Source organism: Rhizobacter terrae (assembly GCF_003852895.1).
Taxonomy (GTDB): Bacteria; Pseudomonadota; Gammaproteobacteria; order Burkholderiales; family Burkholderiaceae_C; genus Albitalea; species Albitalea terrae.
Genome location: NZ_QUSW01000002.1, coordinates 933,049 through 949,515, shown reverse-complemented (window position 1 = coordinate 949,515; position 16,467 = coordinate 933,049). Strand labels below are relative to the sequence as shown.

Genomic DNA, 16,467 nt, shown 5'->3' with positions numbered 1-16,467 from the left:
GAAGACTCGCCAGGCATTCGCTTCTGGGCGCGGGAGGTATGCCGTGTTGAGCCAGCATCGGCCTAACCTTTCCATCGAGCGGACGGTTTCCAGCGGGCGGTGCCCGCTTCCAACCGCCGCTCACGTCAAACGTTAGGCGCCGAAAGCAGTCCACGTGAGAGCAACGCAGCTCGCAGATCCCTCGGTCAATGCGCACTACAGTGGCGTAGCGAAGGAATTTCCTGAAATGCGGCCCATGCAGGAGCTGGTTGAGCGCTTGTCTAAGCAGCCGTATGCCAGCCACTTTCCCGCATCGACATCACACGACGCTCTTGTAGTTGGCCCCATCACAGTCGAGTACTGGCCTCATGTCAAAGTATTTCGCATCCACTACCACGGGAACGTTGAAGACGCTCAAGAGCGCAGGTTCTCCTCCACTGGCGAAGCGGAAGGTTTCATCAATGCCCTCGCAATTCGAGCCGTGTCACCAAGACCCGGCGCCTAACCCATCCATCGAGCGGACGGTTTCCAGCGGGCTACGCCCGCTTCCAACCGCCGCTCATGTCAAACGTTAGGCCCAGCATGTCCCGAATCATCAAAAGGCCAGGCGACGTGCTGAAAGTCCCACTGTCTGCTGTTGGACTCCATGCATACGCCCAGTGGCTGCCAGACGGCACGGTCCGCGTGTTTCTGAACGCGAGCAAGTCGGAGTTGTCCATTGGCGAAGTAGTGTTGCTGCCTGTCGCCTTTCGTGTGGCCGTCTTCAAAGACACACCCAACCGCTATGGATGGTCGAAGCTTGGCAATGCGCCTGTGCCTCAGGAGTATTCGGAGCCTCAGCGCTATGCCAAGAAAGACGTCCTGTCTGGGCGGCTCAGCGCCTATTTCGAAGGAAAAGAGACAATCGCTACTGCTGAAGAACTGCGTGGCCTGGAGACGCTCGCTGTCTGGGCACATCCACATATCGTCGAGAGGCTCGAGGCTCAACTTGAAGGTCGAGAATCTATATTTCTCAAGAGTCTTAAAGTCGTGGCCTAACCCCNGCGAGCTGGTGGGCAAACCTGCGCCACTAGAACCAGCGGCAGTCGCTGAGCTGCAGCGTCTGCGTGACGTCGAGCAGCAGTTCAAGCGCCTTCAGATGGAGCATGACCTGCTAAAAAAAGCTATCCGGTTTGCCTCGGAACGAAAAGCGAAGCCTTCGCCTTCATCGCGGCAAACCGGCAAACGTACCCGGTCCAAGTGATGTGCGCGCTGTACGGGGTGACGCGCCGGGGGCTTCTACGCTTGGTTGCGTCGCCAGCCCAGCGAGCGTTCGCAACGCGATGCGCAATTGGTCGAGCAGGTGAGCCAGGTTCATGAACGCAGCTGTGGCTACTACGGCAGCCCGCGTGTCACGGGGCAGCTTCGTCGCGATGGCTTGGCCGTGGGCCGTCGTCGCGTGGCGCGGCTGATGCGCCTGGCTGGCCTGCAGGGGCGCAGCGCTCGCTTGTACCGGCGATCCAAGGTCGGCCAGCGTGCGTCCTTCGCCAGCGTGCCGCGGCTTCAACTGAGCGAACCCAGTGGACCCAATCAGCTCTGGGTCGGGGATGTCACCTACCTGAAGGTCGCTGGCCAATGGCGTTACCTCGCCACCGTGATGGATCGTCACTCCAGACGGATCGTGGGTTGGAGCCTGAGCCACCGTCGCGACGCCGCGCTGACCCGTGCTGCGCTGCGCCAGGCGGCACGCAACCGCAGGCCGCAACCGGGGCTGGTGTTCCACAGCGATCGTGGTGTGGAGTACGCGGCGTTCGAATACCGCGACGAGCTTCGCAGGTTGGGCATCTTGCAGAGCATGAACCGTCCGGGCAAGATGAACGACAACGCCCACATGGAGTCGTTCTTCCATTCGATGAAGACCGAGGAGCTGTACGGCAAGGCCTTCGCCGATGATCTGCAACTGCGACGCATCTTGAGCAGCTACATCACGTTCTACAACCAGCAGCGACTTCACTCGTCGCTGCGATACCTCCCTCCGGCTGGCTTTGAACAGCGGCAGGGCCTGCAAGCATGTGTCAACTAAAGCGGTGCAAGTTCCCGGTTTCCAGCGGGCTGCGCCCGCTTCCAACCGCCGCTCATGTCAAACGTTAGGCAGCAACATGCATCCTCGCCATTGGACACTTAGCGACTTCGAGAACATGTCATGGCACGACTGTCACGTCCACGGGTTTCGCGTTTTTGAGGCCGAGCACGGCAGCGGCGAGCTTCAGCTAGACCTCGACTACATCCTCGAATGGAAAGAACACCAAGAGAAGTTTTCCTTCTTGCTCGTGCCTGTAAGGCTCCAGTTCCACGAAGTTTTCGCTCTGCGTGTGGCTCTCGATTGGGCCACACCAACAGCAGGTATGGGGCCGTTCTCTATAAGTGGCATCGAGAAACGCGCCGAACCGCGTACCGAATACACAGCCACCGTTTGGCGCCTACCGCTAAATTGGCCAGAGGGCCTTTTAGAGTTTGAGGCATCGGGCTTTACCCAAATCGCATGGGGCAGAGAGGTTCATTCATCAAGGCAGTTTCTGGCAGCGGAGGAACGAGTTGCTGCCTAACCCGTCATTGCAGCGGACTGCCTTCGGCAGCCGCTGAACTCCAACGTTAGGCGCCAAACCCAATGAAAATATGCACCGCGCACTAGCTCTTTCCCTATTCACAGTCTTTTCGCTCGGGTCGCCGCTTCATGCGAGCGCGATCGAGCAACAACCGGAATTGCGGACTCACACATTCTGGATTGCAACGGCAACGAGAACGTGCTTTGCGTCTTCAAGTGCTCGCGGCCTGTGGACGCAAGAAATGCGACTCAATGTCGCGGCAATGAGCAATAGGGAAGTAATCGACGACGTGAGTCGATGTCTTGGAGTTGGCGGCCCGATGCCAACTGAAGCTCAGGCGACACAGCGTCTTCAGTCCTGCGCCAAGCAGTTCAATTTCGAGTACAAAGAGTCTAGCGTTAGGATCTCCTATGTCATCACTCGAGAATGCTCGTAGGCAACTCGTCGAACACCGACCGTCGCTCGCATTGCCGCCTAACCTTTCCATCGAGCGGACATGTTCCAGCAGGCTTTGCCTGCTTCCACATGCCGCTCATGTCAAACGTTAGGCGTCAGAAAACTCGTATGCGATATCTTGTTCTCTTCCTGTTGTTCTTCGTTCACATGGCAACCTACGCTGGTGACTTCTTTCCGTCTGAGTACAAGCAGTTTGCGTTCAAGGAGGGCGATCTGCTCGTTAGTAAGCGCAGCGATGGCAAGTTTTCTGTAAACAAGATCCTCAAGGTTGATCGTTTCGACTTTAAGAAGGGATCGGCCATCAACATCCAAGGCAGATCCTTCGTAGCCACGGAAGACGACTACCTGCTGATCGTCAGCGCCGCGTACGGCGACGCCGAGTTCAACTCATTCGAAGAGGCGCGTGCTGCGGCAAAGACAGGAAAGTGGACCGTAAAGCTCAGCCATGCTCCGAACCGCACTCCAGGAGCGGCAGAAGGCCAGGTCCTTGTTGGGCACGCCCCAGTCACAGAACCTGAGCTAGTTGGCTACAAGAGATGGAGAGCTGCATTTGAAAAGGGAGAGGCAGGTGTCTTCTAAGGCACTGCCGCCTAACCCTTCCATCGAGGGGACGCCCAACATCAGGCTTCGCCTGCTGTCGGTCGCCCCTCATGCCAACCGTTAGGCGGTAACATTGATGGATCGATTGATGGACCGATACGACGGGAAGCCGTTTCTCCGCCTCCTGGACAGCTATGTCCTTGACGCGATTGGCCAACTGACGGATGAGCAACGTGAAGGCCTAGCAGTTGTGGAGCCCAAGCTGAATGCTCTCTACAACAGCCAAGGCTCATGGCAGGAAATTGTCCGCACTCAAATGGATCTTCCGCCGTCGTTTCCAGACAGGATCCGCAAGGTGTGGGAGGGCTTTTTGGGCGCAGCAAAGGCCCAAGGTCTGTCCGTAGACCCTCACGAGTTCGTGGAGCGGTTTGTCGACGAGAACTTCCTTGAAGTTCGCTCCTAGCAGAGGGAGAGCACCTATGCTTCTGGTGTTTCCCTCTGGCACCCAGCCGCCTAACCCTTCCATCGAGCGGACGGTTTCCAGCGGGCTGCGCCCGCTTCCAACTGCCGCTCATGTCAAACGTTAGGCATCTACACTGCAAGCCATCACTTCCCGCCATCGGCAATGCAATCTCTCGCAGCAAGAATCAAGCACTCGGCCAAGCTTAAAGGCCAATTCACGCTTCGCTCTGGCAAGGTTAGCGACACGTACTTCGACAAGTACCAGTTCGAATCCCAGCCCGGCCTCCTTCTGGCCATCGCGAAGGAAATGGCCAAGCTTGTTCCGTCAGGCACGGACGTTCTTGCCGGGCTCGAAATGGGGGGCATTCCAGTCGTCACCGTCCTGAGCCAAGTCACAGGTCTGCCGGCGGCCTTCATTCGCAAGCAACCCAAGGAGTACGGTACCTGCCGCTATGCGGAGGGCTCACCGCTCACCGGCAAGCGCTTCGTGCTAGTCGAAGACGTTGTTTCCAGCGGCGGCGCCATCATCGATGCTCTGCAAATGCTCAAGGCCGATGGGCTTTCTCCAGAGGCCGCGCTGTGCGTGATCGACCGCGAAACAGGCGGGGTCGAGGCGCTCGCCGAGGCGGGCCTGTCGCTCAAGGCACTGTTCACCTTCACTGAGGTCGACGGTGCCTAACCCTTTACAGGGACTTCCGAAGTAGTCAACGCATTGCTGTTTCCTTGTTGACGAGTGGACGCGGCGACGAAGGCGGCTGAGACAGAGAACAGACTGCCACTCTACAGACGGTCTTGTTGCATGGAGCGCGTGTGCGCGGCGATGCGGACCCAGATGCGAACCGCTCAGCGAGGCTCCATTCCTATCGCGTGGACCTGATGGTGATGTAAGCCACCAAGGGTTAGTCGAGCTTGCCCGCTGCCGGTCTGACCTGTTCAGTGCGTCTTCATTGTCACGTCGTGCACGGAAGAGGATTGGGCTGGCGTCCTAGGCAGGCTTGATGCTCACGTGACTGGCATCGAACTGTTCGCCGCGAGTCATGACTGCCCACAGGATGCGCGCTTTCTTGTTGGCCAGGGCGACGACGGCCTTCTGCCATCCCGAGCGCTCGCGCAGGGCCAGCACCCAATGCGAGATCGGATCGTTGCGCCGGTGGGCGGTCATGACCGCTGACTTGGCGGCCTGGATCAACAACGTTCGCAAGTAAGTCTGCCCGTGTTTGGTGATGCCGCCCAGGTGGTTCTTGCCGCCGCTGGAGCGTTGCCGCGGCACCAGGCCCACCCAGGCGCCGAACTGCGAGCCGCTGTTGCACTGCTTGAAGTCGCCCACCGTGGCGATCGCTGCCGAAGCGGTGATCGGACCCACACCGATGAGCTGCGCGGCGCGGCGCACGTCGACGTCGTCGCGGTGGTGCTGTGCTATGCGCGAACACCAAGCCGAACTCGGCCAGCAGGCCCCGGATGCGATTGATGCAGGCCGTGCGTTCTTCCTTGAACCCTTCGCGCAGCTTGTGCACGCACGGCATGCTCTGCTGCTGCACGGATTTCACGGGCACGAAGCGCATGCGTGGTCGCCCGCCCGCCTCGCAGATCGCGGCCGCATCGTTGGCGTCGTTCTTGCCGCTGCGACCTTCCTGGCGGTACGGCGCAGCCAGTTGTGCCGTGACGATGCGCGCATCCAACCCCATGGCAATGAGCCGGCGACACCAATGGTGCGCGCTGGAACTGGCTTCCATCACCACCAGGCTGCCTTGGGGCAACCGAGCGCACCACGCCAGGAACTGCTCGCGCCGCAGCGCCTTGCTGGTCACCACTCGTTCGTGTGCGTCCACGGCATGAACCTGGATCACGCGCTTGGCCAGATCCACCCCTACTCGAACGGACCCTTCTCGGATAACCTCTGTCATGGGCTTCCCCTTTCCACGCTTCAGATTGATGACTTTGAACACCACCAGTCTTGGCGCTTTGACGCCGTTGCAGGAAGGTGGGAAGTCCCTTCGCATTCCCATCGAGCGCGCGTAAGGCCTCATGTCCGCAGACGCCAGAAATTTCGCCGATCTTCAGATCGTTGAAGCCATTCGTGCTGCATTCCCAGAAGATGCCGAATTCATAGACTCGGCTCTAGGAATCGAATATGAGAACGCGCATCACACGTGGGTCGAGCGATTTTCACAGTTGACAACTGATGCCATAAGGCGAGGCGAGTTCACCAGGGCGGCAGAGCATCTGAAGCTGATCTCAGCGCTGTTGGCTCGCGGCGATGACTCGACTCTTCGCTGCATCGACGTGGCGTACGTGGAATCCTTGATGTGGGACATCAAAGATGAAAGCACCAAACGAGAGGGTTGGAAGCTCATTCCGGCCAACCTCAAGTCGCTCTACATAGGCATGTGGGGTGAGAAACCCTTCATGAAGGGTGTGAAATGAGGTCTGACCCTTCCATCAGGGCGACAGTCAACCGGTAGGCCGCACAAAATGCATGCCCTATACGCGATCACAAAGACCTCCCTCTTGTCGATCCCGTTGTTCGTTTCAGGTTGCGCTTCGATTGGCACCTCCTACGGCGTCGAAGGGGCGTACAACGCTGCGTTGCGCACCAAGATTGAAGATGTCTCGAAACTTCCGGAACAGGAGCAACTCAGGCTGAGGGAAGTCAAGTTCATCGAATCGACAGGTCTTGCCAGCATCCCCAAGGGGGAGGTCGTTGGCTTGGCGTGCAAGCTCACTGTCGCTGTGCTCGTGTTCAAGTGGACTTGGCGGCCGGAACTCAACGAGACGAACGGCAAGACCCCGGAAGAGGCGGCCCGAGTTCAACTCCTTCTCAAGGCCATGCAAAGGGGGGCAAATGCGGTTGTCGCCCCGAGTTGTACCCACAAGGATGGCATTGACTGGGGGAACAATTGCTTCGAGTCGTGGGTCTGCACTGGTCAGGCGGTGTGGGTCCCATGAACGAGCGGCCGTCTAACGCCGCCCCACAGGCCGCGCAGCTTCCCGATCCCCCCACTCGATGAGCCGCAGTTCGCGCGCCCGCACCAGCGCGCCCACCCGCGTGCTCACGCCCAGCTTGGCGAAGATGTTCTTCACGTGCCACTTCACCGTGGTCAGCGAGATCTGCGCGCGGGTGCTGATCTGCTGGTTGCTCAGGCCCTGGGCCAGCAGCACCAGCACCTCCAGCTCACGGCTCGTCAGCGCATCCACCGCCTGGTGGGTGTGATTGGCGGCGGTGCGGCGTTTGCTTTCGCTGCGACCCAGCGCGGCGCCGAACACGCGCAGCACATGCTCAGGCATCAGGCGGCGCATCTGCGGCACTTCCAGCGCGGCCATCAACACCTGGTGGAAGCGCGGGTTGTCGTCGAACCAGCTGCGCGAGGGGGCGTGTCCGTGGGCGCGCACCAGGGCCTGGTGCAGGCAGCGCAGGGCGTCGTCGCGCGCACCGGCGTCCCACAGGCAACTGGCCAGGGCGGCTTCGATCGCTTGCAGACGCACCACGTGGACCACCGCCTCAGCGCTCTCGTGCAGGACGCCCAGCACGGCGCGTGCTTCGTCGTGGCGCTGTTCGTGCGACAGGATGGCGGCCAGCGCCATGCCGCGGCGTTCCCACGCTTCGTCGTAGGGGCGCGGGGCCTGCCATTCCGAGGCGTCGCGCACGCCGAACTCGGCGGCGCACTGGCGTGCACGGCCGGGTTGACCCATCGCCAGCCACAGGCGCACCTTGTCGCCGCACACCTGGCCGGCGAATCGCCGTTCGTGGCTGCCTTCGATCATGCCGTGCAGGTAGTCCAGCAGCCGCATCGCGGCCTCGTGCTCTCGCCCGGCGGCCAGCACCCGGGCCAGGGTGCGCGTGGCCGTCACCAGGGTTTCGTAGGTGCCGCCGGCCTCGAGCAGCGGCAGCACCTCTTCGCACAGCGAGCGGGCTTCGGCCAGGCGGTTGGACTCGTAGCGCACCAGCGCCAGCGAGGTGGCGGCATTGGCCCAGGCGGCATTGCGCGGGCCGTTGCGCATGCCGGCCCAGAGTTGCTCGACCCGCCGCACGGCCGACCCGAAGTCGCCCTTCGCGCGCTCCACCAGCGCCAGAACGCTGCTGGCATAGCCCACGCCGTAGGGGCTGATGGGTTGCAGGATTTCGCGCGCTCGCATCGCATGCCGCCACGAGGGGTCGAAGCGGTGGCTGCAGAAGAGGGCATAGGCGCGGTTCACCAGCTGCAGCCCGCGAAGGTGGGCGTCGCCCCCGGCGTCGTCGGGCACGGGGGGATCGTCGGCCAGCGCCTCGTGCTCGCCGCTCAGCACCAGCAGGATCTGCTGCAGCGTGTGCAGCTGGTAGGCCGACGGCGTGCCGGTGCGCGCGTGCTCATCGACCAGGCGCCGCAGCACCGCGCGCGCCTGGTCGAAGCGGCGGCTGATCGCCAGGCAGGTCGCGTAGGCCACGCCCAGGGCCGGGCGCTGCACGACGCACTCTTGCGGCAGCCGTTCGCTCCAGCGCACGACCTCGGCGATGTCGCCCGTCTGTTGCCAGCGCAAGGCCGCGCGTTCCACCAGTTCAGCGCACCACGCCAGCCGGCCCGAGGCGAAGGCATGCTCCAGCGCTTGGGCGAAGCGCAACTGGCCGGCATGCCAGCGGCTGGCGCTTTCGTGCAGCGTGCGCTGGCGAGCGGGGTCGGCGGCCAACCTGCTGCGCAGGAAGCCATGGAACAGCGGGTGGTAGCGGAAGGCGTGGCCGTGGCTGTCTTGCGCGGTCACGAACAGCTGGCTGCGTTCGAGCTGTTCCAGAACGGCTTGTGATTGCTCCTGCCCCAGCAAGGCATCGCACAGCTCGCCGGTCATGGTGTCGACCACGCTGGTGCTGACGAGGAAGTCACGCAACGCCGGCGGCTGCCCGCGCAACACCTCGTCGTCAAGGTAGGCCGCCATCTCCACATGGCTGCCGTCGAAGTCGGCCAGCGCGGCGTCGACATCGCGTCCGCGCGCTGCCACCAGCAGGCCCAGCTTCACGCCCGCCGCCCAGCCCTGGGTGGCCACGAGCAGGCGCTCGGCTTGGGCTCGGGTGGGCGGCTCGTCCATCAGCTTGCGGCCCAGCTGCACGATCTGGTTGGCATCGAAGGCGAGGTCGGCGCCGTCCAGCACTTCCAGCTGGTCGCGCAGCCGCCAGGCCGACAGGTTCAGCCCTGGCAGGCAGCGTCCTGACAGCACCCAGTGCACGCCGGAGGCCGAGGCGCCGAGCAGGTCGTCGATCAGGCGCAGGCAGGGAGCGTCCTGCACCTGGTCCACGTCGTCGATCACGATCAGCAGGTCGCCGCTGTGGTGGGCCAACAGGGCTTGCAGCGACTGCACGGGGTCATCGCCGGTGACGGGACCGGTGGCGATGTTGGAGGCCAGGCTGGCCCCCAGCTGGGCGGCCAGGGCTGGCGGCCCGCCCGATGGTGCGACCAGCGACAGCCAGGCAGCCGCGCGGCGTTGCCGGCTGCGCCGGAACCATTGCGTGAGCAGGGTCGTCTTGCCCGAGCCCGAGGGGGCAGCGACCACCACCAGCCGCAGCTTGGAAGCAGCATCCAGCCGCGCCATCAAGGCCGGGCGAGGGATGCTGGACGGGGCCAGCAGCGGCGGCTCGATCTTCATGTCGGGCGGTGGGTCGGCCGAGGGCGCGCGAGTGTAACGGACGTGGCGCCCCCTCCCGGCGGAGGGGGCGCCGCATGAAGGGGCTCCCTACGATCGCCAGGCCTCGCCGGCACGGACGGCATGGCACCACCACACACAGAAGTAGCGGAAGGAGACGTCACATGCAGATGCACCCGAAGCAGGGCCGCGGCCATTCCCTGGCCCGCTTGCTGCTGTCGCTCGCGGGCTGGGTCCTGGCGCTGGTCGCCGGGCCGGCACTGGCTCAGACCCCCACGTTCATCCAGTTCGAAAGCGGGCCGGTGCGGCCGATGGCGATGTCGCCCGACCACACCAGGCTGTTCGTGGCCAACGCGCCCAACAACACGCTGGAGGTGTTCAACGTCACCGGTGCCGGATTGCAACTCGCGGCCCGCGTGCCGGTGGGCCTGGAGCCCGTGGCGGTGGCGGCGCGCAGCAACACCGAAGTGTGGGTGGTGAACCACCTGTCCGACAGCGTGAGCATCGTCGACCTGAGCGGCACGCCGCGCGTCGTGCGCACGCTGCTGGTGGGCGACGAGCCGCGCGACATCGTCTTTGCCGGCAGCCCCGAGCGCGCGTTCATCACCACCGCGCACCGGGGCCAGCAACGCAGCGACCCGTCGCTGGCCGGCGTGCCGGGAGCGGGCGACCCGCAACTCACCACGCCCGGCGTGGGGCGTGCCGACGTGTGGGTGTTCAACCCGGCCAGCCTGGGCAACACGGTGGGCGGCCTGCCGCTGCGCATCATGAGCTTCTTCGCCGACACCCCGCGGGCGCTGGCCGTGAGCCCCGACCGCAGCACGGTGTACGTGGCGGCGTTCAAGTCGGGCAACCAGACCACCACGCTGCTGCAGGCGCTGGTCTGCCAGGGCTTCAATCCCAAGCTGCCCTGCCTGGGCCAGAACGGCAAGATCATGCCCGGCGGCAACCCCGGCCCCAAGACCAATTTCGAGGGCAAGCAGGCACCCGAGGTGGGGCTCATCGTCAAGTACAACAAGGCCAGCGGCCAGTGGGAAGACGAACTCAAGCGCAACTGGAACAACGCCGTCCGCCTGAGCCTGCCCGACCTGGATGTCTTCGCCGTCGACGCCAACGCGCTGACGCAAAAGGCCGCCTACCCGGGCGTGGGCACGGTGTTGTTCAACATGGTGGCCAACCCGGTGACGGGCAAGGTGTACGTGTCCAACACCGACGCCGTGAACGATGTGCGCTTCGAGGGCCCTGGTGTCTACGGCGGCCACACCGTGCAGGGCAAGCTGGCGCAGACGCGCATCACGGTGATCTCGGCGGGCAATGTCACCCCCCGCCACCTGAACAAGCACATCGACTATTCCAAGCTGCCCACCAACCCGGCCTTTGACTGGACGATGAAAGACCACTCGCTGGCCACGCCGCTGGAGATGGCGGTGACTGCCGACGGGCGCACGCTCTACGTGGCGGCCTTCGGCTCCAGCCGCATCGGCGTGTTCGACACCGCCGAGCTGGAGAACGACACCTTCAACCCGCGCACCGCGAGCGCCCGCTACATCGACCTGACCGGCGGCGGTCCGAGCGGCATCGTGCTGGACGAAGCCCGTGGCCGGCTGTACGTCACCACCCGCTTCGACAACGCGGTGAAGGTGGTGGACCTGACCTCGCGCAGCACCTTGTCGTCCGTGGCGATGAGGAACCTCGAGCCGGCATCGGTGGCCGAGGGCCGGCCTTTCCTCTACGACGCCAAGCGCTTCTCGGCCAACGGCGAGGCGTCGTGCTCCAGCTGCCACATCTTCGGCGACGTGGACGACCTGGCCTGGGACCTGGGCAACCCCGACGACCGGGTGACCAACAACCCCATTGTCAAGAACCTGGCCTCGCCCACCGAGATCGCGCTGGGCAAGCTGCTCTTCGGCGTCACCTCGCCGATCAACGGCAGCGACAACGCCAACGAGTTCCATCCGATGAAGGGGCCGATGACCACGCAGACGCTGCGGGGCATGCGCAACTCCGGCGCCATGCACTGGCGTGGCGACCGTGCCACCGGCCTGTTCGGCAGCAGCGGCACCGACAGCAACCTGTCGTTCAAGAACTTCGCCGTCGCCTTCCAGGGGCTGCTGGGCGGCACCGCGCCGCTGACCGAGGCCGAGATGCAGAAGTTCGCCGACTTCCAGATCCCGGTGATGATGCCGCCCAACCCGAACCGCAAGCTCGACAACTCGCTCAACGCGGCGCAGCAGCGCGGCCGGAACTTCTACACCGGATCGCGGCCGGTGGACGGCATCGACCTGGGGCTGCTGGGAAGCTTCATCCCCAACCAGACGGCGTTCAACTGCGAAGGCTGCCACCGGCTCGACCCGGCCAATGGCTTGTTCGGCACCGGCGGGCGGGCGAGCTTCGAGGGCATCACTCAGATCGTGAAGATCCCGCAGCTGCGCAGCCTTTACACCAAGGTCGGCATGTTCGGTTCGCCGAAGGTGAACTTCTTCGGCGCGCCCGACACCGGCTTCGTCGGCGACCAGGTGCGCGGCTTCGGCTTCGTGCACGACGGCGCGGTCGACACACTGTTCCGCTTCTTCACCGCCAAGGTGTTCAACCCGCAACTCACGCTGGGCTTCCCGATCATCAACCCCGATGCCACGCGGCGTGATGTGGTCGACTTCATGATGGCCTTCGACAGCGACCTGGCGCCCATCGTCGGACAGCAGATCACGCTGACGGCCACCAACGCTTCGGCGGTCTCAGGCCGCATCGACCTGCTGCTCCAGCGGGCGAAGACCCCGTTCGTCTCGAAGGAGCTTGGCGGCGTCGTGACCGAGTGCAGTCTGGTGGCCAGGGTGGTGGAGTCCGGGGCGTCGCGCGGCTTGCTCTATGACCCGGTGCAGCAGGTCTTCGTGGCATCCGATGGCAGCCGGCGCAGCGACGCAGCAGTGCGCGCGCTGGCCACCACGCCAGGCCAGGAGGTGACCTACACCTGCGCGCCGCCAGGGTCGGGTGCTCGAATCGCCTACGACTCCTGACCTTGAGTCAGGCCCTGGGATGGAGAGGTCAGGCCACGTCCTGGCGCGAGCCTCGTTGGTGGAGGACCTCTTTCGCAGCCCATCGTTCGAATTTGGGAACATCGCCTTCGATGGGCTCCCACGGTGCCTTGTCCGATACCCAGGTGTGTGCTTGCGGCTGCTTGAAGAACGGTGTGTCCAATGTACCCAGCCGAATGCGAAGAACCTCCGGCGTTGCGCGCAGGTATGCGTAGAGCGGGCTTCCGCAGTTCGAGCAGAAGGCCCTGAGCTTGCCGGGTGACGACTCGAACTCTTTGATGAGGGATTGCCCTTGCAGCAGCTCAAAGGCCGCACGATCGACAGGCGCGTTGGCCGCGTGCGCCGAGCCGCTGGCTTTGCGGCAACTCGTGCAATGGCAGTAGCCAAAAGCACCTGGCTCGGCGGCAAGCCGGTACTTCACGCCGCCACACAGACAACTTCCCTCGAACATGGTGCGACTCCTTGTGCCTGGACGTTCGATTCTCGATCCGAAGGGCTCGGCGTCGAAGTGGCTGCCGAAAAAGAGAGTTTCGCCATCTGTCAAATGACTTTCGTCACCAGGTCGTGCGTCTTCGAAATAAGTGAAACGCATTGCATCGCCCGATCCCCCTGAACTGCAAGGTCTTCCCCTCAACTGTGGGTGCAATTTCAACCTTCATCGTCTAGCATCTTTGACGGGGGTGGGGTTGTCTGCATGCACAGATTGGCCGTGCGAACGCATCAGGCCAAACAGGGAAGGAATGACAATGCAAACGACAACACGGGCGGCTTCATTGACCGTTGCAAACCTTTTGCCTGGCCCCCGGCCGGGAGCGGGCTCGCCCAAGCTCCTGCTGGTGGATGACCATGAACTGGTGCGCTACGGCGTGAAGTCGCTGTACAGCGAGCTGCAAGGCGTGCCGCTGACCTGGCTCGAAGCCGACACGCTGCAAGAGGCCCTGGCCTTGTACGCCCGCGAAGAACCCGTCGCGGCGGTGCTGCTGGACCTCAACCTCGCGGACTGCAAGGGCCTGCAAGGACTGCGGTTGTTCCTGCAGGCGCATCCCGCGGCACGCATCGCGGTGTTCAGCGCCACGCAGGACGAATTCGTGATCCGACAGGCGCGTGCACTGGGCGCAATCGGTTACGTTCCCAAGGGTGTGGTCACCACCGAGATGCAGAACATGCTGTCGGCGCTGCTGTGGCCGCGCGGCGGGCCGCAAGCGGCAGGCTTCGCGCCGGCCAGCGCCCTGTTCCCGCGCTTCCCGTCGTCGGCCATGTACGACCGCGTGGCCGAGCTCGGTTCACGGCACCTCGAGATCCTGGAACTGGTGCTCTCCGGCTGTACCAACCAGGAAATCAGCGACTCCATGCACCTGTCGCTGGGCACGGTGAAGAACTACGTGTCGTCGCTGCTGCTGGCGCTGGACGTGAAGTCGCGCTCGCACATGGTCAGCCTCTTCCGCTGAGGGTGTCCGTGCTGATGGACGCTGTCGGGGCGTCCAGACCCGCCGCGGGCCCGCCCACCAGAACGCAACGCGCCGTCTTCGTCGCGGTGGCGCCGGCGAGCCTCGGCCAGGCGGACGGCATGGCCGAGGTGCAGCATGCCGAACGCCGCGCCATGGACCGGCGCCTGCGCGACGAGGCGATGGCGTCCGAGGTCGCGGCAGCGCCGGTCGTGCTGGCAGCCCTGGCCTTGGCGGTGATGGTGGGCGTGGCGCTCATGACGCCATCGCCCTGGCGCGATGCCTGGGGCAGCGCCAGTTCGGCCGTGGTGCTGACGTGGCTGGCGGTGGCCTGGACGGGCCCGCGCTCGCGCCTGTGGCGGCGCGACACGCGGCGCTACCGGCGCGTGATGGCGGCGCATGCCGTGTGCGCCATGCTGATCCTGGCGGCGCAGCCCTGGCTGCCGGTGCCGCCCGAGCCGCCGCTGGAACGCGAGCTGATGCTGCTGGCCCTGGGCATGGTGTCGCTCACCACCGCCGCGGCCTTCTCCGCCACGCCTGTCGTGGTGGCCGCGGCCATCGCGCTGCCCTGGTCGCCGGCGCTCTTCGAGTGGCAACTGGCAGGGCCGGCCTTCCCGCTGCCCGACGCCAGCATCGAAGGCCTGCTGCTCAGCATGGTGGCGATGGTCGTGGCGGCGTGCCACTACCGCCTGTGGCTGAACCGCGCGCGTGCCGCCATTTCACGGGAAGACCGCATCCGCGAGCTTGAGGCGGCGCGTGACGCCGCAATGCGCGCCGACCAGGAGAAGAGCCGCTTCCTCGCCATTGCGAGCCACGACCTGCGCCAGCCCGTGCATGCGCTGGGCCTGTTCGCCGCCACGCTGGAAAAGCGCCTGCAGGGCACGAGCGAGGAGCCGCTGGTGCGCAACGTCGTGCGTTCCATCGACGGGCTGGACCGCTCCTTCTACGCGATGCTGGACATCTCCCGCCTGGACGCCGGCACCATTGAGCCGAACTTCCAGCACTTCCCGCTGCGCGACCTGTTCCGCCGCCTGCACATGCACTTCGCCGGTCAGGCCGAGCAGGCCGGGCTGGGGCTTCGTTTTTCGCCGGGCGGCAAGTCGGTGACGAGCGATCCGCAACTGCTGGAGCGCATCCTGGGCAACCTCATCCAGAACGCCATCAAGTACACCGAGCAGGGCGGCATCGTGGTGGTGGCGCGCAGCACGGCCACGCATTTCAACGTGGAGGTGTGGGACACCGGCGTGGGCATCGGCCTGGCCGAGCTGCCGCGCATCTTCGATGAGTTCTACCAGGCCGGCCGCCGGCAGGGCGAGCGCGCGCAGGGGCTGGGCATGGGCCTGGCCATCGTCAAGCGGCTGGCGCGGCTGCTGGGGCACAGCCTGACCGTGGCCTCGCAGCCGGGCCACGGCACGATGTTCCGCATCGGCATCGCGCAAGGCGCGCTGCCCGACATCCAGGACGCGACCGCCGCGGCCGACACGCTGCCCATGCCGGTGCTGCAGCCGCGCACCGTGCTCATCATCGACGACGAGGAATCCATCCGCGAGGGCTTGAGCCTGCTGCTGGAGGAGTGGGGCTACCAGGCGCTGGCGGCCGGCAGCATCGAGGGCGCGCTGGCGCTGATGCGCACGCTGGAGTTTCCGCCCGACCTCATCCTGTCGGACCTGCACCTGGGCGGCGGGCCCGATGGCCTGGAGGCCATAGAACTCGTGCGGCGCGATTGCGGCAATGCGGTGCCGGCCATCGTCATCACCGGCGACACCTCGCACGAGGAAATGCGGCGGCTGACCGACAGCGGCCACCCGGTGCTGTTCAAGCCGGTGCAGCCGCGCAAGCTGCTGAACGCGATGCGCGGACTGGTCTCCTGAGAGGAGCCGTACCGGTCGCGCGCTCCAGGTCCAGTGACTACCCATCGGGCATCAAAGCTGGCCTGTTCATTCCACCAGCATTCGGTCGCTGATCAGCAGATCTCTCAAAGTCACGCTTCCCCTTATTCCGTTGTCTGTGAAAGGGCGCGACTAGCTCTAGCTTTCCCCATCAGAGGGAGTAGTGATATGCATCTGAAATGTTGAGGGCGACACTGCATCGATGTATATGCCGGTGGGCGAAGGGTTCGCCCTGATGCCAATCCCCACTCTGCAAATCTTCGCTCCTTTGGGGGAGGGTGCGGTGATCTCTGCCTGCCTACACTGCGCACCGGACACGAAAGACATCGCCGGATTTGACGGCGCTGGCGGCTGGGGAGCCGCTTGGAGGAGGGACACATGGCATTGCACATCGAGCCGCCCAGGCTCTGGCTTGGGGCATTCGGCCCGGAGGCATCCCTGCGCTGCCTAGAACGCGATGATCGGATCACTA

Annotated in this window: 13 protein-coding genes and 2 pseudogenes; 11 read left to right on the top strand and 4 right to left on the bottom strand. The window is 64.4% G+C overall.

Annotated features, from left to right (window positions below; all coding sequences use genetic code 11):
- Positions 1–561 precede the first annotated feature (561 nt).
- The 6 genes and pseudogenes from DZC73_RS11470 (at position 562) to pyrE (ending at position 4,701) form a co-directional block, all read left to right on the top strand.
- A complete protein-coding gene (locus tag DZC73_RS11470; RefSeq protein ID WP_124540338.1) occupies positions 562–1,017 on the top strand; it encodes a hypothetical protein in 456 nt (151 codons plus the stop codon).
- A 247-nt stretch (positions 1,018–1,264) separates the two neighbouring features.
- Positions 1,265–2,041, top strand: a pseudogene (locus DZC73_RS11465) (IS3 family transposase); the annotation flags it as partial.
- 115 nt (positions 2,042–2,156) lie between these two features.
- Positions 2,157–2,564, top strand: a complete 408-nt coding sequence (locus DZC73_RS29900; protein ID WP_162605209.1) for a hypothetical protein — start codon at positions 2,157–2,159, stop codon at positions 2,562–2,564.
- 564 nt (positions 2,565–3,128) lie between these two features.
- Entirely contained in the window at positions 3,129–3,599 is a 471-nt protein-coding gene (locus tag DZC73_RS11455; RefSeq protein ID WP_235835079.1) for a hypothetical protein, read from the top strand.
- Between the two features lie 109 nt (positions 3,600–3,708).
- On the top strand, positions 3,709–4,023 hold the full coding sequence (locus tag DZC73_RS11450) for a hypothetical protein (RefSeq protein WP_124540335.1): 315 nt from the start codon (positions 3,709–3,711) through the stop codon (positions 4,021–4,023).
- Between the two features lie 162 nt (positions 4,024–4,185).
- A complete protein-coding gene (gene pyrE, locus DZC73_RS11445) occupies positions 4,186–4,701 on the top strand; it encodes an orotate phosphoribosyltransferase (RefSeq protein WP_124540334.1) in 516 nt (171 codons plus the stop codon).
- Positions 4,702–5,007: 306 nt separating this feature from the next.
- On the opposite strand, the gene DZC73_RS30685 is transcribed toward pyrE, so the two are convergent.
- Positions 5,008–5,349, bottom strand: a complete 342-nt coding sequence (locus DZC73_RS30685) for a transposase (RefSeq protein WP_407924100.1) — start codon at positions 5,347–5,349, stop codon at positions 5,008–5,010.
- Positions 5,350–5,374: 25 nt separating this feature from the next.
- Positions 5,375–5,926 (bottom strand): annotated as a pseudogene (locus DZC73_RS30680) (IS110 family RNA-guided transposase); the annotation flags it as partial.
- A gap of 121 nt (positions 5,927–6,047) precedes the next feature.
- Between DZC73_RS30680 and DZC73_RS11435 the strand changes: the two are divergent.
- Positions 6,048–6,446 (top strand): DUF7674 family protein, encoded by a 399-nt coding sequence (locus DZC73_RS11435; protein WP_124540333.1) that lies wholly within the window; start codon positions 6,048–6,050, stop codon positions 6,444–6,446.
- Between the two features lie 84 nt (positions 6,447–6,530).
- Positions 6,531–6,968 (top strand): hypothetical protein, encoded by a 438-nt coding sequence (locus DZC73_RS11430; protein WP_124540332.1) that lies wholly within the window; start codon positions 6,531–6,533, stop codon positions 6,966–6,968.
- A gap of 12 nt (positions 6,969–6,980) precedes the next feature.
- Here DZC73_RS11430 and DZC73_RS11425 read toward each other — a convergent pair whose 3' ends face one another.
- Positions 6,981–9,632, bottom strand: coding sequence for a LuxR C-terminal-related transcriptional regulator (locus tag DZC73_RS11425; RefSeq protein WP_124540331.1), 2,652 nt, complete (start codon positions 9,630–9,632; stop codon positions 6,981–6,983).
- A gap of 161 nt (positions 9,633–9,793) precedes the next feature.
- Between DZC73_RS11425 and DZC73_RS11420 the strand changes: the two genes are divergently transcribed.
- Positions 9,794–12,643, top strand: a complete 2,850-nt coding sequence (locus DZC73_RS11420; RefSeq protein ID WP_198414824.1) for a YncE family protein — start codon at positions 9,794–9,796, stop codon at positions 12,641–12,643.
- A gap of 28 nt (positions 12,644–12,671) precedes the next feature.
- Here DZC73_RS11420 and DZC73_RS11415 read toward each other — a convergent pair whose 3' ends face one another.
- Complete coding sequence (locus DZC73_RS11415) at positions 12,672–13,112, bottom strand: GFA family protein (RefSeq protein WP_124540330.1); 441 nt, start codon at positions 13,110–13,112, stop codon at positions 12,672–12,674.
- 340 nt (positions 13,113–13,452) lie between these two features.
- Here DZC73_RS11415 and DZC73_RS11410 point away from each other — a divergent pair, with 340 nt between their 5' ends.
- Both DZC73_RS11410 and DZC73_RS11405 read left to right on the top strand, forming a co-directional pair.
- Positions 13,453–14,109 carry a response regulator transcription factor gene (locus DZC73_RS11410; protein ID WP_161974541.1) on the top strand — a complete coding sequence of 219 codons (657 nt, stop codon included), beginning with the start codon at positions 13,453–13,455 and terminating at the stop codon, positions 14,107–14,109.
- 14 nt (positions 14,110–14,123) lie between these two features.
- The gene (locus DZC73_RS11405) at positions 14,124–15,977 is read left to right on the top strand and encodes an ATP-binding response regulator (RefSeq protein WP_124540328.1); all 1,854 of its coding nucleotides are present in this window, start codon (positions 14,124–14,126) and stop codon (positions 15,975–15,977) included.
- Positions 15,978–16,467 lie beyond the last annotated feature (490 nt).